Origin of the sequence: Nocardiopsis ansamitocini (assembly GCF_030268225.1) — a bacterium.
Lineage (GTDB): Bacteria > Actinomycetota > Actinomycetes > Streptosporangiales > Streptosporangiaceae > Nocardiopsis_D > Nocardiopsis_D ansamitocini.
On record NZ_BSQG01000002.1, the window covers coordinates 1 to 23,287 of the forward strand.

At 68.0% G+C, this 23,287-nt stretch carries 16 protein-coding genes and 1 tRNA gene; 11 read left to right on the forward strand and 6 right to left on the reverse strand.

Features of this window, described 5'->3' with window-relative positions; all coding sequences use genetic code 11:
- The first annotated feature begins 779 nt into the window (after positions 1–779).
- From QSJ59_RS06520 to QSJ59_RS06535, 4 genes are all read left to right on the forward strand, one after another.
- A complete protein-coding gene (locus QSJ59_RS06520; protein WP_285757951.1) occupies positions 780–1,916 on the forward strand; it encodes a polyprenyl synthetase family protein in 1,137 nt (378 codons plus the stop codon).
- A gap of 180 nt (positions 1,917–2,096) precedes the next feature.
- Complete coding sequence (gene crtI, locus QSJ59_RS06525) at positions 2,097–3,599, forward strand: phytoene desaturase family protein (protein WP_285757953.1); 1,503 nt, start codon at positions 2,097–2,099, stop codon at positions 3,597–3,599.
- Entirely contained in the window at positions 3,596–4,570 is a 975-nt protein-coding gene (locus tag QSJ59_RS06530; protein ID WP_285757954.1) for a phytoene/squalene synthase family protein, read from the forward strand. The genes crtI and QSJ59_RS06530 overlap by 4 nt, the downstream gene beginning before the upstream one ends.
- Positions 4,571–4,631: 61 nt before the next feature.
- Positions 4,632–5,600 carry a DUF5914 domain-containing protein gene (locus QSJ59_RS06535; RefSeq protein WP_285757955.1) on the forward strand — a complete coding sequence of 323 codons (969 nt, stop codon included), beginning with the start codon at positions 4,632–4,634 and terminating at the stop codon, positions 5,598–5,600.
- On the opposite strand, the gene QSJ59_RS06540 is transcribed toward QSJ59_RS06535, so the two are convergent.
- Together QSJ59_RS06540 and QSJ59_RS06545 are read right to left on the reverse strand one after the other, a co-directional pair.
- Positions 5,564–7,147, reverse strand: coding sequence for an FAD-dependent oxidoreductase (locus QSJ59_RS06540; RefSeq protein WP_285757956.1), 1,584 nt, complete (start codon positions 7,145–7,147; stop codon positions 5,564–5,566). The genes QSJ59_RS06535 and QSJ59_RS06540 overlap by 37 nt on opposite strands.
- A complete protein-coding gene (locus QSJ59_RS06545; RefSeq protein WP_285757957.1) occupies positions 7,144–7,887 on the reverse strand; it encodes a class I SAM-dependent methyltransferase in 744 nt (247 codons plus the stop codon). The genes QSJ59_RS06540 and QSJ59_RS06545 overlap by 4 nt, the downstream gene beginning before the upstream one ends.
- A gap of 106 nt (positions 7,888–7,993) precedes the next feature.
- On the opposite strand from QSJ59_RS06545, the gene QSJ59_RS06550 reads away from it, so the two are divergent.
- From QSJ59_RS06550 to QSJ59_RS06570, 5 genes are all read left to right on the forward strand, one after another.
- Positions 7,994–9,184 carry a lycopene cyclase family protein gene (locus tag QSJ59_RS06550; RefSeq protein ID WP_285757959.1) on the forward strand — a complete coding sequence of 397 codons (1,191 nt, stop codon included), beginning with the start codon at positions 7,994–7,996 and terminating at the stop codon, positions 9,182–9,184.
- Positions 9,185–9,229: 45 nt separating this feature from the next.
- Positions 9,230–9,991, forward strand: coding sequence for a GntR family transcriptional regulator (locus tag QSJ59_RS06555; protein WP_285757961.1), 762 nt, complete (start codon positions 9,230–9,232; stop codon positions 9,989–9,991).
- Between the two features lie 82 nt (positions 9,992–10,073).
- Positions 10,074–13,661 carry an urea carboxylase gene (uca, locus tag QSJ59_RS06560; RefSeq protein ID WP_285757962.1) on the forward strand — a complete coding sequence of 1,196 codons (3,588 nt, stop codon included), beginning with the start codon at positions 10,074–10,076 and terminating at the stop codon, positions 13,659–13,661.
- On the forward strand, positions 13,658–15,403 hold the full coding sequence (gene atzF / locus QSJ59_RS06565; RefSeq protein ID WP_285757963.1) for an allophanate hydrolase: 1,746 nt from the start codon (positions 13,658–13,660) through the stop codon (positions 15,401–15,403). Before uca ends, atzF begins: the two co-directional genes overlap by 4 nt.
- 388 nt (positions 15,404–15,791) lie before the next feature.
- Positions 15,792–15,941: a hypothetical protein gene (locus tag QSJ59_RS06570; protein WP_285757964.1), complete on the forward strand. Its 150-nt coding sequence runs from the start codon at positions 15,792–15,794 to the stop codon at positions 15,939–15,941.
- A gap of 459 nt (positions 15,942–16,400) precedes the next feature.
- Here the strand turns inward: QSJ59_RS06570 and QSJ59_RS06575 are convergent, their stop codons facing one another.
- Positions 16,401–16,628: a zf-HC2 domain-containing protein gene (locus QSJ59_RS06575; RefSeq protein WP_285757965.1), complete on the reverse strand. Its 228-nt coding sequence runs from the start codon at positions 16,626–16,628 to the stop codon at positions 16,401–16,403.
- A gap of 234 nt (positions 16,629–16,862) precedes the next feature.
- On the opposite strand from QSJ59_RS06575, the gene QSJ59_RS06580 reads away from it, so the two are divergent.
- Together QSJ59_RS06580 and QSJ59_RS06585 are read left to right on the forward strand one after the other, a co-directional pair.
- Positions 16,863–17,510 (forward strand): SCO family protein, encoded by a 648-nt coding sequence (locus tag QSJ59_RS06580; protein ID WP_285757966.1) that lies wholly within the window; start codon positions 16,863–16,865, stop codon positions 17,508–17,510.
- Between the two features lie 169 nt (positions 17,511–17,679).
- On the forward strand, positions 17,680–18,957 hold the full coding sequence (locus QSJ59_RS06585; RefSeq protein ID WP_285757967.1) for a Dyp-type peroxidase: 1,278 nt from the start codon (positions 17,680–17,682) through the stop codon (positions 18,955–18,957).
- 532 nt (positions 18,958–19,489) lie between these two features.
- Here the strand turns inward: QSJ59_RS06585 and QSJ59_RS06590 are convergent.
- The 3 genes from QSJ59_RS06590 to gyrA form a co-directional block, all read right to left on the reverse strand.
- Positions 19,490–19,563 (reverse strand) — tRNA-Ile (locus QSJ59_RS06590).
- Between the two features lie 173 nt (positions 19,564–19,736).
- Positions 19,737–20,375, reverse strand: coding sequence for a DUF3566 domain-containing protein (locus tag QSJ59_RS06595; RefSeq protein WP_285757968.1), 639 nt, complete (start codon positions 20,373–20,375; stop codon positions 19,737–19,739).
- Between the two features lie 244 nt (positions 20,376–20,619).
- Positions 20,620–23,217: a DNA gyrase subunit A gene (gene gyrA / locus QSJ59_RS06600; RefSeq protein ID WP_432707439.1), complete on the reverse strand. Its 2,598-nt coding sequence runs from the start codon at positions 23,215–23,217 to the stop codon at positions 20,620–20,622.
- Between the last annotated feature and the right edge of the window lie 70 nt (positions 23,218–23,287).

Here is a 23,287-nt window from a genome sequence, read left to right on the forward strand (position 1 = left end):
CCAAAACAAACTTGGCTGTAAGTAAATAAACACGCGCTGTTGAGTTCTCAAAAAGCAACCGCTTAACCGTCTACAAGCATTCCCAGCGGGCCAGGCCCGCGTGTCACGCTCTTCGTATCGGTGCGGCGTTGTTTCCGCTTTGTTGTGTCCCCGACTTTATCAGGGTGTTTGTTCCGGCGCAAATCCGCGCTTTTCGCAAACCCTTGATGAAGCTGGGAGTGGAGTTTCCCTGCCCGGTTTCCCGTGCATTTCCGCTCCGTTGTGCCTTTACTTTATCAGGTGTTTTCCGCCCCGCCAAACCGGCGTTTCGAGAAACTCCATCAAGCACATGCACTGCTTTTTCCGCCAATTTCTTCGCGGCACAATGATTATGCCAGAACAAATTTGCGGCCAAGACCAGTGAGTGCCGGGCACGTCCACCAGATGGTGTCCGGATCGCCCGAAGAAGGCCGCCAAGTCCGAGGAAGAACCTCAGGGACTTCAAGGCGACTCGACCGAGCTTAGCTCCTACCCACCGCTCCGACAACCAAATCTCTAGTAACCCGGGTCACAAATTTTACGGTTCGGGTCGTGGGCCTGGTCCCCGGCATCCGTCAGACTCCGTCATGAGACCACGTCACCGGCCCAAGCAACGACAAGCCTCCATGGGACACACGGGGAAGTTGATGTTCCAGCACCTCACCGCACGGACATAAAGAGCTTGTCGAACGAGTCCACCGTTCAGGGCCCCACGCAGCGGTCGCACCTGGACGGCCCCACCGGGCAAGAGGAGAGTCGTCATGCGGAAATCCCCTGCCAGATCGCTTCCCGTCCAACGGGAGTCAGCCGAGACGACCGACGACAGGACGGTTGTCCGTTCCGTGGAGCTGCACCTGGAGGCGTTCCTGCGGGACAAACGAACGGGCTGCGACGGAATCGACCCGGACTTCACCGAGGTCGTGACCGCGCGCCTGACCGAGTTCGTGACCCGCGGCGGGAAACGGCTGAGACCACTGTTTGCCTGGTGGGGATGGCGGGCCGGCGGAGGAAACAGCATCGGCCCGGCTGTCGACCCCGTGTTGCGGGCCGTAAGCGCCCTGGAACTCATCCAGGCGTGTGCGCTGGTGCACGACGACATCATGGACGGTTCCCGGACCCGGCGCGGCGCCCCTTCCGTGCACGCGGCGCTGGCCGCGGAGCACAACGTCCAGCAGTGGTCGGGGTCCGCGGAGGACTTCGGGGAGTCGGTGGCGATTCTGGTCGGTGACATCGCGCTGATCTGGGCCGACGACATGCTGATGCAAGCGGGGCTTTCGCGGGGGCAATTGGCGAGGGTCCGCGGCCCCTGGCAGATGATGCGCACCGAGATGATGGCGGGACAGTTCCTCGACCTGTACGGCCAGGCCCGCAGGGACGACTCCGAGTCATCAGCGCTCAACACCGCGCGCCTCAAGACCGCCGCCTACAGCGTGGAACGCCCACTCCACATCGGGGCGGCACTGGCAGGAGCGGGGGAGTCGACGGTTGCGGCGCTGCGGGGATACGGCTGCGACATCGGAGTCGCGTTCCAACTGCGCGACGACCTTCTCGGCGTCTACGGGGAACCCGAGAGCACCGGCAAGCCGATCGGTGACGACCTCCGCGAGGGGAAGCGCACCTTCCTCATGGCGATGGGCGCGCGTCTGGCACGGGAACGTGGCGATGATGCGGCCCTGCGGGTGATCGAGGAGGTGCTGGGCGATCCCGACATCGGAGCGACGAAGGTCCAGGCGGTGCGCGAGGTACTCGACGACCTCGGAGCGCGGGGGGCCGTGGAGAAGCGGATCCATCACCTGGCGGAGCGGGGAACGGCACGTCTGGGCGAAGTGGTCATCGACCCCATCGCGCACGCTTCCCTGAACGAGCTCGCGATCCACGCGACCGCGCGGGACCGCTGACCGACGATCACCCCGGCAAAAGATCCCGATGCCGGACATGACCGGCCCCGCCACGCACAACAGATACACCATCCCAGCACAAGCAGTAATTGAATGATTACCTGATCTGGTTGAGAGCACGCACTTAGCCGACTGCCCGTCCCTGCGGCAGCAGCTTCCGCGACCCGACAGGAGAACTTCGTGCGTACCGTGACCGGCCCGACCGATCATGTGGTGGTGGTTGGCGCCGGACTGTCCGGCCTTGCCGCCACACTCCACCTACTGGGTGCCGGACGACGTGTCACGGTGATCGAACGCGAGGACCATCCGGGAGGCCGCGCCGGGCAACTGGACCTGAACGGTTTTCGCATCGACACCGGACCGACCGTCCTGACGATGCCGGAGCTTCTGGACGAAGCGCTGGCCGCGGTGGGCGACTCCGTGGCCGACCGGCTGGACCTCCTTCAGTTGGCTCCCGCGTACCGGGCGCGCTTCGCGGACGGTTCGGTCATCAACGTGCACACCGACGCCGACGCGATGGAAGAGGAAGTCCGACAGACGTGCGGGACACGCGAAGCAGCGGGTTATCGCAGGCTGCGCGCATGGCTGGGTGAGCTCTACCGGTTGGAGATGGGCCGGTTCATCGATACCAATTTCGATTCCCCTTTCAGTCTGGTCTCACCGGAGCTCGCACGGTTGGCTGTGCTCGGGGGATTCGGCAGGCTGGCTCCGGCGATCGGGCGGTTCGTCAGAGACGAACGACTGCGCAGGATCTTCTCCTTTCAGGCGCTGTACGCCGGAGTCCCCCCGCAACGGGCTTTGGCGGCCTACGCGGTGATCGCCTACATGGACACCATCGCCGGGGTGTACTTTCCGCGAGGCGGAATGCGCGCCCTGGGTACAGCACTGGCCGGAGCAGCCGCGGACGCGGGTGCGGAGCTGCGTTTCGGCAGTTCGGTGAGCCGACTGGAGCAGCGCGGCGATCGGGTGACCGCGGTGGTGCTCGACGACGGGGAACGGATCGCCTGCGACGCCGTTGTCCTCACCCCCGATCTGCCGATGGCGTACCGGCTGCTGGGCCGTACTCCATGGCGGGTGGTACCGCTGCGATTCGCTCCTTCCGCGGTGGTGTTGCACGCGGGCACCGACCGCACATGGCCGCACCTGGATCATCACAACATCCTGTTCGGCGAGGCGTGGCGTACGACCTTCTCCGAGATCACCGCCGAGGGTGTGCCGATGCGCGACCCGTCATTGCTGGTAACCCAGCCGACGGTAACCGACCCCGACTTGGCTCCCAAGGGCCGGCACCTGTTCTACGCGCTGGCTCCCTGCCCGAATCTGCGTACGGGACGGATCGACTGGGCGGAGTTCGGCCCCCGATACCGCGACGAGATGGTGCGCGTACTGGAGACCCGAGGAATGACCGGCTTGGACGACTCCATCCGGGTCGAGCGACTGGTGACACCAAAGGACTGGTCTCGGCAAGGGCACGCGTTCGGCACACCGTTCGCGACCGCGCACACGTTCGCTCAGACCGGGCCGTTTCGTCCGGGCAATCTCGTCTCGGGCGTGGGGAACGCGGTGCTCGCGGGCTGTGGGACGACTCCGGGGGTGGGCCTGCCGACGGTGCTGGTGTCGGGAAAACTCGCGGCGGCACGGATCACCGGTGGGATCGGACGCCGCGCGGGGGTGACGCGATGAACCGGGAACTGAAGGCCGCGGGAATCACCGACCCCGGACTGCGGGGCGACTACGCCCGATGCAGAGAACTCCACTCCCGTCACGGGCGCACCTACTACCTGGCGACACTTGCTCTTCCCCCGGCACGACGTCCGGCGATCCACGCCCTTTACGGATTCGCACGTTGGGTGGACGACGTGGTGGACGACATCGGGGACGAGGCCGACACGGCGCAGCGGACCGCTGTCATCACCACGCTGGACGCAGACCTCTCAGCGGCGCTCGCGGGATGGGCGGTCGAAGAACCGGTGATCCGTGCCGTCGCGGACACCGCTCGACGGCACGGGATCGAGGCCGAACTGTTCTCCGCCTTCATGGAGTCGATGCGGATGGACCTTTCCGTGACCGACTATCCGACGTTCGAGAGTCTTCGGACCTACATGTACGGATCGGCCGCGGTGATCGGCCTTCAGGTACTGCCGGTCTTGGGAACGGTGACCGCCCGCGAACGCGCCGCACCGCACGCGGCGGCCCTGGGGGAGGCCTTCCAATTGACGAATTTCCTTCGCGACGTCGCCGAGGACCTGGACCGCGGCCGCGTCTACCTGCCCGCCGACGTCCTGGCAGGGCACGGGGTGGACCGCGAACTGCTCGGGTGGTGCCGAGCCGGGCAGCGCAGCGACCCCCGGGTCCGTGACGCGATTGAACACCTGGTGGCGGTGAACCGGGCGGGATACGAGGAGGCGCGACCGGGCATCACCATGCTCGATCCGGTTTCGCGACCGTGTGTCGCCACGGCTTTCACCCTCTACCAGGGAATTCTGGACGAGATACAGGCGGCCGACTTCGACGTGTGGGGTCGCCGCCACTCGGTACCGAGCAGCCGGCGCGCACGGGTGGCGCTACCGGCTTTTGGACGCGCCGTACTGGCAAGGATGACGGAGGCGAGACAGCGGATCCCCGCTCCCCGCCCAGCTGAGAACGACGCATGAGCGCGATGGAGAAACCCTGATGACAGAGGATTTCAGTCCCCGGCGCCTTCCGCTGCGTCGGATGCCTGCGACAGCGTGGGAGCGGCAGCCCCCGTCGTGGCGCGACGCAAAGCCCGGCGTGATCGAGGGCGCGTTGAAACGGGCGCTGGCCCGGCCCGCCGGCAACTGGTTCGTCCTGGCGGCGAGCACGCAGTTACGAGCGGATCGGCCGTTCGGCAGGCTGGTCTCGGGAACCGAGGTGGTGGCCTGGCGTACGGCCGACGGCGCACCGCACGCCGGGCCCGGAGCGTGTCCGCACATGGGCGCTCCATTGTGTCGGGGGGCGGTGAGCAATGATCGTCTCGTGTGCCGATGGCACGGTCTGGCACTGGGCGAAGAGGGTTTTCCCGGTTGGTCGCCGTTTCCGGTGCACGACGACGGTGTGCTGGTGTGGGTCCGGTTGGACTCGGTGGGTGGCGAGCAACCGTTGGAGGCGCCGGTGCTGCCGGTGCGCCCGACGCCCGAGAACCGCCTGGTGGCGGTGGAGACGCTTGCCGGGAGGTGCGAACCCGAGGACGTGATCGCCAACCGGCTGGACCCGTGGCACGGATCGTGGTTTCACCCGTACTCGTTCGTGGGGCTGAAGGTGACCGGAGCACCGACAGGACCGGAATCGGCTGATGCCGACGACCGTTTCGTGGTGGAGGTGGCGTTCCGAGTCGCGGGCCGGTTCGGGGTCCCGGTCCGGGCCGCGTTCACCTGCCCGGAACCGCGCACGGTCGTCATGCACATCGTCGAGGGCGAAGGCACGGGAAGTGTTGTGGAGACACACGCCACCCCGCTGGGGGTGGACCGGCAGGGGGTGCCCCGCACCGCCGTGATCGAGGCGACGATCGCGGCGTCGGACCGTACCGGTTTCGCCGTGGCGAAGCGGTTCGCGCGGTTGGTCCGCCCGGCGATGCGGTTCACTGCCCGCCGGTTGTGGCGCGACGACATCGCCTACGCGGAGCGGCGCTACACCTTGCGTTCGTCCGGCCGCTGGCCCGCCTGAGCAAAGGAACCGGACCATTGCCCGGCCGGGCGCCGCGCCCAGGGGAGGCGGCCCCGGTTGGGCACCGTCCACACCGGGTGTCCGTGGCGGCCCCAGCGGCGAAGAAGCGCGTTCGCGGCGAGGAAACCGCTGGTGGCCGCGCGTTCCATGAGCGCGACCGGCAGGTCGACGCGAACGTGGTCACCGGCCAGCACCAGAAACGGGTCGGGTGTGGTGATGGCGGGCCGGTCGGTGAAACCCCCCGGAGGGAAGAGCGGACAGTCAGCGCGCAGTTCGTGGCGTTCGTCGATGATGCGCCCGTCAGCGGTCTCGGGATAGACGCGGTGCAACTGGCCGATGAGGCGCTTCTGCTCGGTGACGGGATCGAGGTGCTCCGGCAACGCGTAGGCGTGCAGTTCCACGACCGATCCGCCGGTGGCACGCGCCCAGTCGGCGGCCTCGCCCTCGTAGCGTTCCAGGACGCTGATGTTGTCGAGGGTGGGGTAGCCGCTGGTGCCGAGGAACCCGGGACGCTCCGATCGTACGGGTCGGTCCAGCCATAGGCGGGAGACGAGGAACGGCGGTGCGCCCGGCCTGTTCAGGGCGTGCTCTCGCCACTGCCGGTCGGCGAGCGCGGGGGAGGAGGCCACGAGGCCGCGCAGGCCGCTGACGTCGGTGGCGACGACAACGGCGTCGTACTCGGCTGTTTCGTCGGGTGTGCGAACGGCGTAGCGGCGATCCTGCCCGCCACTGATCTCTTCGACGGGGCACGAGGTGCGCACGTCTGCTCCGAGGAAACGCAGCCGGCGGGCGAGAGGGTTCCACAGCGCCTGCGGGAACGGTGCGTTGGGCACGTCGAAGATGAGGCCCTCACTGGAGCCGAGGAAGTAGATGTGGAACATCGTCAGCAGTTCGGCAGCGGACATCGACCGTGGGTCGGCGAAGAAGCTGCGGGAGAAGACTTCGAGGGCGAGGTGGCGCGCGGAGGCGGGGAAGTGCAGCCGGTCGAGGAAGTCGAGCGCGTCGACGTGGTCGAACCTGCGGTAGACGTCGGGAACGGCGACGTCGAGCAGGCTGAGAGCGGCGACGATGTTGACGTCGGCGAGATCGCGCCAGCGGAAGCTCGGGCTTCCGGCCACGAACGCGAACGCGTTCCAGGGAGGCGTGGCGGGCAGGCCAGTGAAGCCGTCGCGTGCACCGCTCGCATGCACGAGGGGATAGTCGGGCAGGGGCGTCAGCATTGCCAGCGCAGGGTCGATTCGGCGCATCAGCGCGCGCAGGTTGTAGTACTGGCGGAAGAAGGCGTGGAAACCGCGGCTCATGGTGGCGGTGGTTCCGTCGGCCAGCGTGGTCTGCCATCCGGAGAGGCGACCGCCCAGTTGCGGGTCGCGCTCCAGGAGCGTGACCGCGACGTCGCGTTCGACAAGCGCCGTTGCGGCGGCAACCCCGGCGATGCCGCCACCCACGACCGCGACCCGTGGCTGCCGTGCCGGTGCGGTGCCTTCGGGGGGCCGGGGCTCGTGGAGTTGGGCCCTCGGGTCACGGCCGGGAACAGGCTGCGGGGTCACTGTGCGGTCTCGCCGGAGAGTGCGCGGAAACCGAGGAAGGTGTGCACGATACCGGCCTGCCATCCGGTCATGGGCAGGACCTTGACCTGGCGCAGTCCGGCTGAGCGCATACGTCCTGCGAGGCGTCGGGCACCGTCGAACTCCAGAACGCTGCGCCACAGGTACCGGTAGAGGTCGGACCGACCGGAGACGACCCGGCCGAGCGGGATGATCACCGACCAGCAGATCGTGGTCCATACTGCTCGCGCCGTGGTGGAGTCGGCCACGGAGTACTCGTGTACGGCGATACGGCCGCCCGGGCGCAACAGGTCGTGCATGGCGACCAGGACCGCGTCGCGGTCGGAACAGTTGCGCACGAGATAGGCGGCGAGGATGGCGTCGAAAGGGCCGGTGATGCCGGCTTCGGCGAGGTTCTCGGCACGCGCGTGCACGAACCGGACGTTGTCGGGCCAGGACTTGGCACGGGCGGCGTCCAGCATGCCGGTCGAGGCGTCCACGGCGACGATCTCGGCGTGCGGGGCGACGCTGAGCAGTGCCGCGGTGGAGGCTCCGGTGCCGCAGCCGAGGTCGAGCAGACGCAGGCCGGCCCCTCCTTCGGGCAGCCTGAGGCGCTGGGCCGAGCGCCTCAGGTGCGCACGGTAGCCGGGATTGACCGCGACCAGCCGGTCGTAGGACGGCGCCGAATGGTTGAACTCGTCGGTGACCTGGCCAGACTGTGCGCCCTGCGGTGTGTATGTCACATTCGTCCCATGTTGGTGTCCACGGTTCCGGTCCGGTTTCGGCAGACGTTACCCGGGGGTGTGGCGTCGACCTCGTCGACGCCACACCTTCTGGGAAGGTGATCACATGGACCGCGTGAACGTGGCGATCGTGGGAGCGGGAGCGGCCGGACTGTCCCTGGCCCACCGGTTGACGAAGAGACTCGACGGGCGTTCGATCGCACTGGTGGAGACGGCGGAGTCCGCGCTGCGTCCACCGGTTCGCACCTGGTGCTTCTGGGAAACGGCACGGGGGGAGTGGGACGGGGCGGTGAGCGGTCGCTGGCCGGCGCTTTCGGTGTTCGGCCCGGACGGCACGCAGTGGTGCTCTTCCGCGGCACCGTTGGTGTACAAGATGATCCGCTCACCGGACTTCGAGTCGCTGGTACGCGGTGACCTGGCGGACGTACGTCCGATCGAGGCGACCGTACTGGACGTGGTCGACGGTGCCGGGGGCGCGCTACTGCGCATGCGCGACGCCGTCGGTCGGCCGGCGGAACTGGCCGCCGACGTAGTGTTCGACTCTCGGCCTCCCGTGGCGTTCCCCCCGAGTGCGGTGACGTTGCGGCAGCACTTCCGGGGGTGGTTCGTACGCACGGCGGAGCCGCGCTTCGACACGGGGGCGGCGGTGTTGATGGACCTGCGCACGCCCCAGCCCGACCGCGGCGTGTCCTTCGGCTACGTGCTGCCCTTCTCCGCGCACGAGGCACTGGTGGAGTACACCGAGTTCTCCCAGGACGTCCTGGACCGCGCCGGTTATGAAGCGGCGCTGCACGACTACACCGATCGCGTGCTGGATCTGGGGGAGTTCTCGGTAACGGGGACCGAGCAGGGCGCCATTCCCATGACGACCGCACCGCTGCGGGTGCCCGTTGGCCGGCGCGTGTTCCGGATCGGTACGGCCGGGGGTGCGACGCGACCTTCGACGGGTTACACGTTCGCCGGCGTGCAGCGCCAGACGGAGCAGATCGCGGCGGCGTTGGCTGCGGGTCGACGGCCGGGGGGCTCGGCCGCGCATTCACGGCGGCACCTGTTCATGGACGCGGTCCTGCTCCGCGGATTGGCGGAGGGCCGAATCGACGGCGCGGATTTCTTCGCGTCGCTTTTTCGTGGCAATCCGTTACCGCGGCTCCTGGACTTTCTGGACGGACGGACCACTCCGTTGACGGATCTGACGGTCGGGGCGACGGCACCGATCGGGCCGATGCTCTCGACACTGTGGGCGCACGTGCGCCCTGGCCCCGCCCTCGCCCGGGAGCCGGACGATACACAGAGTTAACTCCTTCAAAAAAGCTGCGAAATACGTTCTTCCTACCGTCGCAGTATGAATACCGGGCTGTATACCGCTGAAGACTCCGGCGGTCTGGAGGAGAGCGGGCCGCATTCTCCGACCCTCGCCGGCGGCCGCACACGCTCACGCCGGGAGGCGGTCTACGGACGACTTCGCCACCAGGTGATGAGCGGTCACTTCCCTCCCTGGACCCGACTGGCCGAGGAACGCATGGCGCGTCGGCTGGGGGTGTCCAGGACCCCGGTGCGCGAGGCACTGACCCGGTTGGAGGTCGAGGGGCTGGTCGAGCGGCGTGACGGCAGCTTCGTGGTGACGGTGCCCAACCTGGCCGAGCTCCGCGATCTCTACGAGCTTCGGGTGGTGTTGGAACTGCGCGGGGTGGCTCGCGCCATCGAGGCCCCCGCGGTCACCCACGACCGGGCCGTCCTGGAGGCCGAACTCCGGCGCTGGTACGTGTTCCGCGACGCTCCACCCGCCCCCGACCCGCAGTTCGTGGTGCGTGACGAGGAGTTTCACCACGCGTTGTCGCGCGCGTCGGGCAACCCGGCCGTCACCGACGCGCTCGTGGGCGTCAACCAGAAGATCCGGCGGGTTCGCATGTACGACTTCCTCACCGCCGACCGGATCCAGACCACCATCGACGAACACATCCAGATCATGGAGTTCGTGCGCGACGGGGAGCTCGACCGGGGGTACCGGGCCCTGCACGCCCATGTCGGTGAATCGCTGGAGGTCGTCATGGAACGGGCGCGGGACGCCCTCACCCAGATGACCCTGAACGCCGGGACCGCCTGACTCTTTCTCCGGTCCTCGGACGCCTTGCGTGCCGCGACCGCCGCCTGCCATCGACGGACACCACGGCATAAAAGGAGTCCTCATGTTCGACACCCTTCTCATCGCCAATCGGGGCGAGATCGCCTGCAGGATCATCCGCACCGCCCGGGATCTGGGACTGCGCACGGTGGCGGTGTTCTCCGACGCCGACCGGGCCGCCGCACACGTGCGGATGGCCGACGAGGCAGTCCGGCTGGGACCTGAGCCCGCGGCGCAGAGCTATCTGGTCGTCGAGCGGATCCTGGCTGCGGCAGAGCAGACCCGCGCAGGAGCGATCCACCCCGGTTACGGTTTCCTTTCCGAGAACGCCGGCTTCGCAGCAGCCGCCCAGACAGCGGGGCTGGTGTTCGTCGGGCCCACACCCGAGCAGTTGACCATGTTCGGCGCCAAGCACACCGCCCGGGCCGCAGCGGAACGGGCGGGCGTCCCTCTGGTGGCGGGAAGCGGGCTGCTCGAGAGTCCCGAGGCTGCGTTGGCCGCCGCCGAGGAGATCGGCTACCCGGTGATCGTCAAGGCGACCGGGGGTGGTGGCGGAATCGGCATGCACGTGTGCGCAGGTCCTGACGAGCTTGCTTCGGTGCTGCCCCGTGCGGCCCGGGCCGCGGAGGCGAACTTCGGTTCCGGAGGTGTTTTCCTGGAACGGTTCGTCCAACGCGCGCGGCACGTCGAAGTGCAGGTGTTCGGGGACGGAGCCGGTCGGGTCGTGAGCCTGGGCGACCGGGACTGCTCCCTGCAACGACGCAACCAGAAGGTGGTCGAGGAGGCGCCGGCACCCAATCTTCCCGACGAAGTACGCGACCGCCTGCACACCGGTGCACGCGCGCTGTGTGCGTCAGTGGCCTACCGTTCAGCGGGGACGGTGGAGTTCGTCTACGACGCGGGGCACGGCACGGCGTCGTTCCTTGAGGTCAACGCGCGCCTACAGGTGGAACACCCGGTGACCGAGGCGGTGACCGGTGTGGATCTGGTGGAGTGGATGCTGCGGCAGGCGCGGGGGGAGACGGTGCTGGACGCGGTGGCCGACACCGGCCCCGCGCCACGCGGCCACGCGGTGGAGGCTCGGGTCTACGCGGAAGATCCGGCCCACGACTATCGGCCCAGCGCCGGTCTGTTGACGCGGGTGGAGTTTCCCGACGACACACGGGTGGACACCTGGGTGGAGGCAGGGGATGAAGTGTCCACCGCCTACGACCCCCTGCTGGCCAAGGTCGTCACCACGGGGGAGGATCGCATGTCGGCACTGGCCGCAATGGTTGACGCACTGGAACGGACGCGGATCGACGGGGTCGCCACGAACCTCGGGCTGTTGCGCGCGGCATGCGTGGACGTCGACGTCAGGGCCGCCGAGCACACCACGTCTTCACTGGCCGACGTGGTGGTGCGGGAACCGCGGATCGATGTCCTGCGGCCGGGGACGCTGACGACCGTGCAGGACTGGCCGGGGCGGGTCGGGTACTGGGAGGTGGGCATCCCGCCGAGCGGGCCGATGGACGACGTCTCCTTCCGAGCCGGCAACACGGCACTGGGCAACCCCGAGGGGACGCCCGGTCTGGAGTGCACACTGGACGGTCCGGCGCTGGTGTTCTCGACGGCGACGACGGTGTGTGTGACGGGCGCGGCGGTGGAGGTCACTCTCGACGGAGAAGCAGTGCCTCAATGGGAGCCGATCGAGGTCGCGGCGGGTTCGGTGCTGGACGTGGGACAGGCACAGGGGCCGGGACTGCGTACCTATGTCCTGGTGCGCGGGGGCCTGGACGTGCCGCGCTACCTGGGCAGTGCGGCCACCTTCACCCAGGGGCGTTTCGGCGGGCACGGCGGCCGGGCGCTTGCGGTGGGCGACGTGCTGCGTCCAGGAGAACCGGATCCGCGGGCGCCGCTGCCCCTTCCGGTTCCTCCGGAGTCACGCCCCGCCATGAGCGAGGTGTGGCAGATCGCGGTCGCGGAGGGCCCGCAACCCGCACCGGAATTCCTGACCCGTGAGTCGTTGGAACGGTTCTATTCGACCACCTGGAAAGTGCACCACCACTCGGCGCGGACCGGGGTGCGCCTCAGCGGACCGAAGCCGCAGTGGGCGCGCAGCGATGGTGGCGAGGCCGGGCTGCACCCGTCGAATCTGCACGACAACGCCTACTCGGTGGGGGCGGTCAACTTCACCGGGGACACCCCCATTCTGCTCGGTCCGGACGGCCCGAGCCTGGGCGGTTTCGTCTGCCCGGTGACGGTGCTGAGCACCGAGCGGTGGAAGATCGGGCAGTTGCGGCCGGGCGACTCGATCGTGTTCGTTGCGGTGAGCGAGGCGGCATCGGACAAGTTGCGCGCGGGACGAATCCCGGTGTCCGGAGGGTTCCTCTCCGGCACCGATGCCGACGACGGCGTCCTGGCGCACCGTTCGGCGGCCGAGGACGCGCCATCGGTGACCTATCGGCGTGGCGGCGACGACAACATACTCGTCGAGTACGGGCCGATGACGCTGGACCTGGGGCTGCGGATGCGGGTGCACGCCCTGATGCAGCGGCTTGCGGAGCAGGGGTTGGGCGGACTGGTGGATGCGACCCCCGGCATCCGTTCGCTGCACCTGCACGTGGATCCGGACCTGCTCCCGGTCCGGACGCTGCTGGGTGTTCTCCAGGAGGCGGAACAGACGCTGCCCGCCACCTCTGACCTGGTGGTGCCCAGCCGTGAGGTGCATCTGCCGATGTCGTGGGACGACCCGACCGTGGAAGAGGCCATTGCGCGGTACACAGCGGGAGTACGCGACGACGCGCCGTGGAACCCCAGCAACATCGAGTTCATGCGCAGGATCAACGGCCTGGGCAGCGTGACGGAGGTACGCGACACGGTCTTTGCAGCCGAATACTTGGTGCTGGGGCTGGGCGACGTGTACCTGGGTGCTCCCGCAGCGGCTCCTCTGGACCCGCGCCACCGTCTGGTGACCACCAAGTACAACCCGGCGCGTACCTGGACGGCGGAGGGGACGGTCGGCATCGGTGGGTCCTATCTGTGTATCTACGGTATGGACAGTCCCGGGGGCTACCAGCTGATCGGACGCACCGTCCCGATCTGGAGCGGGTTGCGCCAACGCGGGCCGTTCGAGCCGGGTGCGCCGTGGCTGCTGCGTTTCTTCGACCGGATCATCTGGCATCCGGTGTCAGCCGCGGAACTGTTGGACGTGCGGGCGGACTTCGCGGCCGGACGCAGTGATCTGGACATCCGCCCCGGCACGTTCACGCTGGCCGAACACGAACGTTTCCTGGCCGACAATGCCGACTCGATTGCGGCGTTCCGGGCCCGGCAGGCGAGGGCTTTCGCCGGTGAGCGGGATGCCTGGGCGGCAGCGGGGGAATTCGACGACAGGCCCGAGCCAGAGATCGTGGTAGCGGCGCCGGTCGTCGCACCACCGGGGGGCAGCGTGGTGGCCGCACCGCTGGCCGCGGGTGTGTGGCGGGTGGACGTGCGTCCGGGGCAGCGGATCAGCGCGGGGGAGTCGCTGATGTCGCTTGAAGCAATGAAACTGGAGACCATGGTGGCGGCGCCCTCCGACGGCGAGGTGGTCGACGTGCTGGTCACCCCCGGTCAACAGGTGAGTGCGGGGACCGCCCTGGTGGTTCTCGCCGGACGGGAGGCCGCATGAGCACGGTCGGGACGACTGGAGAGCCGAAAGGACCGGCCGGCTCCGCGGTGACGCGGGTGGCCGCGGCCTATGCGCGAATCGCCGAGGTGGACCGTCCTGAGGTGTGGATCAGTCTGCTGGACGAGGAAACCGCGATTGCGGCTGCTCGGCGGGTGGACGAGCGGGTGGCTGCGGGCGAGGACCTTCCCTTGGCCGGCACGGTCTGCGCGGTGAAGGACAACATCGACGTCGTGGGCTTCCCGACGACTGCTGCGCATCCGGGATTCGCCTACGAACCGGAGCGTACGGCCACCGCGGCAGCGCGATTGTTGGCCGCGGGTGCGGTGGTGCTGGGAAAGACGAATCTGGACCAGTTCGCCACCGGACTGGTGGGGTCGCGCAGCCCTTACGGACGGGTTCGCGACGCGCACCGACCGGATCGGGTGTCGGGCGGATCGAGTTCGGGCTCGGGGGTGGCCACTGCACTGGGCATCGTGGACTTCGCGCTGGGCACCGACACCGCGGGGTCGGGGCGGGTTCCGGCCGCTTTCGGTGCGACGGTCGGGCTCAAACCCACCATCGGGTTGGTACCCGTCACCGGAGTGGTCCCCGCCTGTCGAAGTCTGGACTGTGTGACGGTGTTCGCCCCGAACGTGGCTACCGCCCGCCGGGTGGCCGGGGTGCTTACCGGGCCGGACGCCACGGACCCCCTCTCCCGGGACTGGCCGGTGGACGCACCGCTGGCGGCTCCCCCCGCACCCCGTGTCGGGGTACCGGAATCGAGCGAACTGGTGGGGCTGGCACCGGGGTGGGTAGCGGCGTTCGAGGCAGCGGCCAAACGGTTGGCGGAGACCGGCGTGGAACTGGTTCCGTTTCACGTGAAACCCTTTGTGGATGCTGGACAGTTGCTCTATGACGGCGCGTTCGTGGCGGAGCGGTACGCGGCGGTCGGAGCATTCGTCACCGACGAGGCATCGGCCGAAGGGCTTGACCCGTCCGTGGCGACAATCATCGGCGGGGCCGCGGGAATCGCGGCCCATCGACTGGTCAGCGATCAGGAACAGCTGGGCCGGCTTCGCGCAGCAGCACGAAAAGCGACCCACGGACTCGACGCGATCCTGCTACCGACTGTCGGCGAGCATCCGACGCTCGCGGAGGTGGAAGCCGATCCGATCGGGGCGAATGCCCGGTTGGGCCGATACACGAACTTCTGCAACTTGTTCGACATGGCGGCGATCGCCTTTCCTGCGGGGGAGACCGACGACGGTGCACGGTTCGGGGTGACGCTGGCGGCACCGGCGTTCGCCGACCACGTGATCGCCGACATCGCGGAACGGTTCACCATGGAGCAATCGGAACCGATTCGGCTCCCGGACTCGGCGGTACCCCTGGTGGTGGTGGGCGCCCACCTGTCGGGGCAACCGTTGAACGGCCAGCTGACCGCTCTGGGAGCCCGGCTGCTGGGGCAGGTGCGCACCGCCGCCGAGTACCGGCTCTTCGCTCTTCAGACGGAACCCGCCAAACCGGGGCTGGTTCGGGTCGGCGAGGGTGGCGCCGCGGTGGCCGCGGAACTGTGGGCCCTCCCGGGGGCGGGCCTGGCAACACTCTTGGCCGGCCTGCCCACTCCGATGGCGCTGGGTCGGGTACGACTGGCGGACGGCACGCACCACGTGGGGTTCCTGTGCGAACCGGTGGCGCTGGAGAACGCCCGCGACATCACCGCGTTCGGCGGATGGCGCGCATTCCGTACGGCCAACGGCTGAGCGACCGGGCAGACAAGTCGGCATATCCCCTGTCCGACACGTCACCGCGGTTTGTCGACAGCACCACGGGGGTGCCGCGCCGAGCCCCCATGGTGCTGAAAATTCTTCCGGTCGGAGCCGCAGAGGTGAACGCGGTCGTAAAACCGGCAGAGGGCCTGTGGCGGGCGAGGCGATCGAAGAGTCCCTGGTACAAGAGGGCTGGGGTGAAACCGCTTCCTTCTGGAGGGGAGGGGCGGGGCAGCCGCACCGCACTTCCCCGGCGGGAAGGACGACAGCCCCCGCGGCTGGCACCGGGAACCGGGGCCTCCGCCAGGCGAGCAGGACTCCTCTGTTCGGAGTTGGGTGAGCCGGACCGAGCAGACACGGGGAAGCCGGGGAGCGGTCGATCATGTGGGCCGCGAGTGGGGTCGAGGTCGTCCTCGAACTGACCGGCGGCCTCGACTCCTCCTCCCATTACGACCTGATCGCCTTGATGGTCCGGTCGACGAAGGGCGTGGGTCGAGGAAGCCATGTGTCGACAGGTCATCAGGTCGACTGATCGGTGCGATCCGGTGATGAAACGACCTGTCGACATCACGCCTGCCGGGGCAGGGCCTGCGGGCAGAACCCTCGGCCCGCGTTCTCCTTCGAGAAGGCGACCGTCGACGGGAGGCATCCGCGTCCGACAGCCGAACGAACGGCGGTCTGCAATCGCCGCGCCGACCAAGCGATCGTCTCGATAGACGAAAAGTTATATCGATCCATCGATCTGTACTCAAAAAAGCTATAGATCGCCATATAGCGATCGAACCACTTGCCGATTTGTCGACAAAGCGATCTAAAAATCGACCACGCGCCACAGCAGTGCTGCCAGGACACCACGGTGTGCCACTCGGTCCGGGCCCGCGCCGCCACAGATACGGGACAGCGGGGAACCCCTCCTATCCGCGCGGGCCGGGCTGCCCAAAGATGCGCCCCGGCCCGCGCGGCACGGCCGTTTCAGAGGAACAGCGGGTCACTAACCACGTGCCCCTTGGCCGATCCGGTCCGGCATACGGTTCTCACCGTCCTGGTAGCGGGCGCCCATCAGCTCACCGACGAGACGCTGCAACCCGCGCGCCGCGGACAGCCAGGTACCGCAGTGCTCACAGGTGTGCAGGTGCACGCGGACCGCGTGGGGCGAATGACCCGGTTCTTCTCCGTCGAGTTCGGCGGACAGCGCGGTGCGGCAGTCGAGACAACTCACTCCTCCATCATCGCCGATATCGGTACGGTTTCCGCGAACCGGGCCCCTGGCGCGTCCTGCTGTGAAACGCCCGACCCGGCCGGCATGCAGGTCATGAATCGCGAGGCGGCTTCCTGCGGCGAGAAAAATCGTGTACCTCCCGCACGGGCCGAAATTGGCCTCCCTGCCCGGGAACTACGCGGGCGCCCGCACCGACTAGTTCCCCGAGAGCACGGCACACGAGGGAGGACCACGATGACCGAACCGATGACGGACCCCCGTCGCTGGCCCAAGGGCCCCGGCCTGTTCACCGCCGGCGCCATGGCAGCCGGTGTACTGCTGAGCGGATGCACCCCCACCGACCAAGGGACCGAAGCCGGTGAGGCCCCCTACCTCGCGGTGCCGGGCTCACCGATGGCGGCACCGGAGTACGAATTCACCACCACCGAAGGCGCCCCTTGGTCGTTCACCGGGGCAACCGAGGACAGGATCACCCTGCTGTACTTCGGATACACCAGCTGTCCGGATGTGTGCCCCACGACGATGGCCGACATCTCCGACGCGCTCACCCGTATCGGCGGGAAGGCCGACCAGGTGGACGTGGTCATGGTCAGCACCGACCCCGAACGCGACACCGACGAGCAGCTGGGCACGTGGCTGCGCGGTTTCGACCCGGGGTTCGACGGGGTGCGGGGACCGGTCGACGATGTGGTGGCGGCAGCCCTCGCCTACGGCATCCCGGTCGAGGCCCCCGCCACAGAGGGCGGAGACTACCTGGTCACCCATGGCGGGCGCGTAGCTGTTCTGCGGCCCGGTGGTGACGCCGTCGGCTTCTTCGACGAGGGCACCAGTGGTGCGCAGATGAGCGGCACCCTGCCCCGACTGATCGACGAGTGGCTATGATGGCCCGCCCCGCCGTACATCCCGCCGCCGGATTCAGCCTCCCCCTTCCCACCGTTGCACCGACCATCGCCCTCGGCACGGCACTCGGCCTCGTGGTCCCCGTCCTCGCCGGGGCCGGGAGCTCCGCACCCGACGACGGCACCCCCTGTTCAGGAAACTGAGCCCGCTGATGGCGAAGAACGAACAGACGCCAGGGGGGACGCCTTCCCGGCGCGGATTCCTCACGGGGATGGGTGCCGCCGGACTGAGCGGCGTCGGCATCGGCATGGGCGCGGCGGAGATACTCCGTCCCCTGGTCCCCGAACGCACCGGAAGTCGCGACGCCGCACGACTGCACCCGGCCGACGCCCGGGGCGAGACCCACGCGTCCCTGCAGCCGGGTATCGCGGGTGCCGCACCCGCCTTCATCCACGTCATCGCCCTGGACCTGGTTCCTGGTCTCCGTGCGGGTGGCGGGCAGGCCAGGGCCGCCGCGGCCGGCATCCTGCGGTCCTGGACCGACATGGCCGCCCGGCTCCACGAGCAGGGGCCGAGCGGGCCGGTCGCAGCCGGCCTGCGCCCCAGTTCACTCATGGTCACCGTGGGGCTGGGCGCGTCCCTGCTGGACGTGATCGGTGCGGGTGGCCGGCGTCCGGCCGCCTTCGCCGACCTTCCGGCTTTCGGCACCGATGTGCTGCGCGCGGAGTGGTCCGACGGCGACCTGCTCCTTCAGGTGGGGGCGGAGGATCCGTTGGTCGTGGCGGCGGCCGTCAACGAACTGGTGGACGCGACGGCTTCGGCGGCCAGAGTCCGCTGGTCGGTTCGCGGTTTCCAGCGCACCGCGGCGGCGGCCGAGGACCCGGCTGGGACACCGCGCAACCTGATGGGGCAGATCGACGGCACGGCCAACCCGCCCCGCGACCACGCCCTGTTCGAGCGAACAGTGGTTGCGCGTTCGGATCAGACGCCCGGGCACGTCTGGATGTCGGGCGGAAGCTACCTGGTGGTGCGTCGTATCCGCATGTTGTTGGCGGAGTGGGCGGAGACCGACGTCGCCGGACGTGAACGCGTGATCGGCCGCAGGCTCTCCACCGGAGCACCTCTGGGCAAGGATCTTGTTACCGACACGGTTCCGCTGTCGGCTCGGGACGCTTCGGGGGAACCGGTCATCGCCGCGAACGCACATGTACGACTGTCGAGTCCGCAGAACAATCTCGGCGCTCGGATGTTCCGGCGCGGCTACAGCTACGACGAAGGATGGCGGCCCGACGGCTCCCGCGAGTCGGGGTTGCTGTTCCTCGCCTGGCAGAGTGATCCGGCGACCGGGTTCACCCCGGTCCAACGCACGCTGGACGAGAAAGGCGACGCTCTCAACCGGTTCGTCCGACACGAGGGGAGCGCACTGTTCGCGGTGCCCCCCGCCGCAGGGGAGGGCCGGTACCTGGCCCAAGAGCTCATCGAGGAATGAGCCGGGCGGCGCAGCCCGTTGACAACCGGTTGGCGACAAGGCTGCGTGTCGGGAAGTCGACACAACCGGGAGCGGCTGGCCGTTCAAGCACTGTGTGTCTGCCGCCTACGGTCGACCAGCGGTATGCACTGTCGACTCTGATGGCCCCGCAGTCCGCCGGGCGACGTGTCGACATGTCGGGGAACCGACTCGTGCGAAGGACGACCCGATCACGGATGGACCGCCCGTCGCGCAGAAACACCCTTCTGCGGCCCTACCGTATCGAGGCAACCGGGGGCGACGAGCCATGCTGGCTTTCCTCGCGATCGCCGTGGGGGTCGCAGGGGCCGGTCAGGGGTTCGAGGCCGCGGGGGGGAGGCGCCCTCCGGAACTCCACGACAGCGCCGGGGAGCTGCGCTCCCTTCTCCTTCACCGGAGCGCCGAGCGCTTCGCGGAGTCTCTGGGCACCCCTCGACCGGCTGCGCACCGTATGCGCTGGGACCGGACACGAAAAAGGCCACCTCCCGAAAAGGGAGGTGGCCTTCGAACTGGGTGGGCGTACCAGGACTTGAACCTGGGGCCTCGTCCTTATCAGGGACGCGCTCTAACCGACTGAGCTATACGCCCTCGTTCGTGTGGAACTCTATCGCATCAGGGAGAGTGCGGCGAACCGACAAAACCCTGGTGGACAGTGCGAAGGACACCTGATCCAGGTCGCCCTCCGAGCATCGAGTTTACCCGTACTCAGGACGTCCTCGGTCCCCCGCGCCGTCGGCGCGGGGGACCGAGGGGCCATCAGGTTACTCAGACTCGCTGAGGGTCACGTCGATCCCGCCCACGAGGTCGGCGGAGAGGTTGTAGAGCATCGCTCCGACGGTGGACAGTGCGGTGATCAAGATGATGTTCAGCGCGCCGACCAGGCCGGTGTACCCCAGCACCCGGGTGGGGGAGAACCAGCTCTCCGGGTTGAGGGGAAGCGCGTCCGCGTCGTCCGCCCCGCTGGTGAGTGCATTGATCAACTCGGTGACGGCGTCGAAGACACCGAGTGTGGACATGATCGTGTAGATGACCGCGATCGCCACGAACAGGATGATGAAGCAGACCAGGGAGATGACGAAGCTGAACTTCATCACCGACCACGGCTCGACCCGGCTCAGTGACAGGTGTGCCTTGCGAACCGACTTCGCAGGCTTCCCGGTGGGAGTCTGCGGGCCGGACGGCCGCTGCTGGGTCGATGGTTCCATGGTCCCTTCCTCCTGCGCGGCGGTGGAGGCGGCGTCCGAGTCCGGTGACGGCGACTCGGCCTCGTCGTCAGTGGTGAGAGCCGTGGAAGTGGGCTCTTCGGCCACGTCCTTGCTCTTCTCCTGCTCGACGACCTGTTCCTTCTCGGCTTCAGCCGACTCCAGTTCGGCGGACTGCCGTTGCGCGTTGTCAGACATAGCCACGGTACCGGTGGACTTTCCTGTTGCGGGTGGAATCCGGGAGAGCCGGGGGAGGAGAACCGAACTCCACAGGACGAATGTCGCTTATGACGAGAACCCACTCTATTGAGCTGGGCGGGTAGCAGCCAGCGCAGCGCGCGAGCGGGGAGGAACGGGCTCTTCTCGGAGCTGGCGACTGACTGCCCCTGCCGGTTTCACGTGAAACCTCACGAGAACCGGCAGGGGCTGAGACAGGCAGAACTTACTCGGCGTCGCCTTCGCTTGCGATTGCGGAGATACCTTCGGCATTGTCAGCCTGGGTCTCGGCGGCCGCAGCGACCTCCTCGACCTCTTCTTCCATGCCCTCCGCGTTACGAGCGATGGCGACCACATGGTTGCCCTTGCTGAGGTTCATCAACCGCACACCCATGGTGGCGCGGCCCGAACGCTTGATCTCGGCGCAGTTGGTCCGGATGACACCGCCACTGGAGGTGATGGCGAGAATCTCGTCTTCCTCCGGGTCGACCATCAACGCGCCCACGAGCTTGCCGCGCGCCTCGACGACCTTAGCGGTCAAAACACCCTTGCCGCCGCGCTTCTGCGCCGGGTACTGGTCAGCCGGCGTGCGCTTGGCATAGCCACCGTCGGTGGCGACGAAGACGTCGGTGGCGCCTTCGCCCTCACGGATGACGTCCATGCTGAGCAAGTAGTCACCCTCCAGGAACCGCATACCGATCACGCCGCTGGTCGCCCGCCCCATGGGGCGCAACGACTCGTCCGAGGCCGGGAACCGGATGGCTTGGGCGTCGCTGCTGATCAGCAGAAGGTCATCGGTGGAGAAGACCAGGCGAGCGGCGATGAGTTCGTCGTCCTCGCGCAGGTTGATGGCGATGATGCCGGCTGCGCGCGCGGAGTCGAAGTCCTCCAGCTTGGTCTTCTTGACCAGGCCGGACCGGGTGGCCAGGACCAGGTACGGAGCGGCCTCGTAGTCACGAAGCGCCATGACCTGGGCGATCTCCTCGTCGGGGAGGAAGGGCACCAGGTTGGCCACATGCTGCCCTCGGGCGTCACGGGCAAGTTCCGGCAGCTCGTACGCCTTCGTGCGATACACCCGGCCCTTGTTCGTGAAGAACAGGATCCAGTTGTGCGTGGTCGTCACGAAGAAGTGCTGGACGATGTCGTCCTGCTTGAGCTGCGCACCGCGCACTCCCTTGCCACCGCGCTTCTGTGCCCGGTAGCTGTCGATCCGGGTGCGCTTGGCATAGCCGCCACGGGTGATGGTGACGACGATGTCCTCTTCGGCGATGAAGTCCTCCATACGCATGTCACCCTCGAACGGGATGATGTGCGTACGGCGCTCGTCGCCGAACTTCTCGACGATCTCGGCGAGCTCCTCGTGCACGATGCTGAGCTGACGCTCCGGCGAGGAGAGGATGTCGTTGTAGTCCGAGATGAGTGCCATGAGCTCGTCGTACTCAGCGGTGAGCTGCTGGCGCTCCAGCGCTGCGAGCTTGCGCAGCTGCATGTCGAGGATCGCACGCGCCTGAACGTCGTCGATGACCAGGAGATCCATGAGGCCGCTCTTGGCCTGGTCCGCCGACGCACTGGCGCGGATGAGCGCGATCACCTCGTCGATACGATCGATCGCCTTGAGGAGCGCGCGCAGGATGTGGGCGCGCTCCTCGGCCTTGCGCAGCAGGTAGCGGGTGCGCCGGACGATGACCTCGACCTGGTGGGCGACCCAGGTGCGCACGAACTGGTCCAGGCGCAGCGTGCGCGGCACACCGTCGACCAGGGCCAGCATGTTGGCGCCGAACGTCTCCTGAAGCTGGGTGTGCTTGTAGAGGTTGTTCAGCACGACCTTGGCGACCGCGTCGCGCTTGAGCACGAGGACCAGCCTGATGCCGGTGCGACCACTGGTCTCGTCCCGGACGTCGGCGATGCCGGTGATCTTGCCGTCCTTGACCAGCTCGGCGATCTTCAGCGCGAGGTTGTCCGGGTTGACCTGGTAGGGGAGCTCAGTGACGACCAGGCACTGACGTCCCCGGGCGTCCTCCTCCACCTCGACGACCGCGCGCATAGTGATCGAGCCGCGCCCGGTACGGTACGCCTCCTCGATACCGCGGCGGCCGACGATAAGGCCGTTGGTGGGGAAGTCCGGGCCCTTGATCCGCTCGATGAGCGCCTCGAGGAGTTCCTCGTCGGACGCCTCGGGGTTCTCCAGGTACCAGATGACCCCGGCGGCGACCTCACGCAGGTTGTGCGGCGGGATGTTGGTGGCCATACCAACCGCGATGCCGTTGGAGCCGTTGACCAACAGGTTGGGGAACCTGGCGGGCAGCACGTCGGGCTCGGCGGTCTTGCCGTCGTAGTTGGGCGAAAAATCGACTGTCTCCTTGTCGATGTCCCGCACCATCTCCATCGCCAGGTTTTCGAGCTTGCACTCGGTGTAGCGCATGGCAGCGGCCGGGTCGTTGCCCGGAGAGCCGAAGTTGCCGTTGCCGTCGATCAGCGGCATCCGCAGGGACCAACGCTGCGCGAGGCGAACCAGCGCGTCGTAGATGGAGGCGTCGCCGTGCGGGTGGTACTGGCCCATGACGTCGCCGACGACACGGGCGCATTTGAAGTAGCCGCGGTCGGGGCGGTAGCCGCCGTCGTACATGGCGTAGAGGATGCGCCGGTGAACGGGCTTGAGCCCGTCCCGGGCGTCGGGCAGCGCACGGCCGACGATGACCGACATCGCGTAGTCGAGGTAGCTGCGCTGCATCTCGACCTGGATGTCGACCGGTTCTACCCGCCCGCCGAGGTGCGCGATTTCCTCAAGGGCGGGGCCCTCGGGAGTAGTGTTCCCATCCGTCACTGGATGTCGATCCTTTTCTCGTCAGTCGTTCGCGGCTGTCGCGGCGCCCGGGGTGGGGCGCGCGTCCCCC

What these genes read in the sequence shown, in the direction of transcription:
- QSJ59_RS06520 (WP_285757951.1), top strand. Translation starts at nt 780, where the DNA reads ATGCGGAAATCCCCTGCCAGATCGCTTCCCGTCCAACGGGAGTCAGCC.
- QSJ59_RS06530 (WP_285757954.1), top strand. Translation starts at nt 3,596, where the DNA reads ATGAACCGGGAACTGAAGGCCGCGGGAATCACCGACCCCGGACTGCGG.
- QSJ59_RS06535 (WP_285757955.1), top strand. Translation starts at nt 4,632, where the DNA reads ATGCCTGCGACAGCGTGGGAGCGGCAGCCCCCGTCGTGGCGCGACGCA.
- QSJ59_RS06550 (WP_285757959.1), top strand. Translation starts at nt 7,994, where the DNA reads ATGGACCGCGTGAACGTGGCGATCGTGGGAGCGGGAGCGGCCGGACTG.
- QSJ59_RS06555 (WP_285757961.1), top strand. Translation starts at nt 9,230, where the DNA reads ATGAATACCGGGCTGTATACCGCTGAAGACTCCGGCGGTCTGGAGGAG.
- uca (WP_285757962.1), top strand. Translation starts at nt 10,074, where the DNA reads ATGTTCGACACCCTTCTCATCGCCAATCGGGGCGAGATCGCCTGCAGG.
- atzF (WP_285757963.1), top strand. Translation starts at nt 13,658, where the DNA reads ATGAGCACGGTCGGGACGACTGGAGAGCCGAAAGGACCGGCCGGCTCC.
- QSJ59_RS06570 (WP_285757964.1), top strand. Translation starts at nt 15,792, where the DNA reads ATGTGGGCCGCGAGTGGGGTCGAGGTCGTCCTCGAACTGACCGGCGGC.
- QSJ59_RS06580 (WP_285757966.1), top strand. Translation starts at nt 16,863, where the DNA reads ATGACCGAACCGATGACGGACCCCCGTCGCTGGCCCAAGGGCCCCGGC.
- QSJ59_RS06585 (WP_285757967.1), top strand. Translation starts at nt 17,680, where the DNA reads ATGGCGAAGAACGAACAGACGCCAGGGGGGACGCCTTCCCGGCGCGGA.
- QSJ59_RS06595 (WP_285757968.1), bottom strand. Translation starts at nt 20,375, where the DNA reads ATGTCTGACAACGCGCAACGGCAGTCCGCCGAACTGGAGTCGGCTGAA.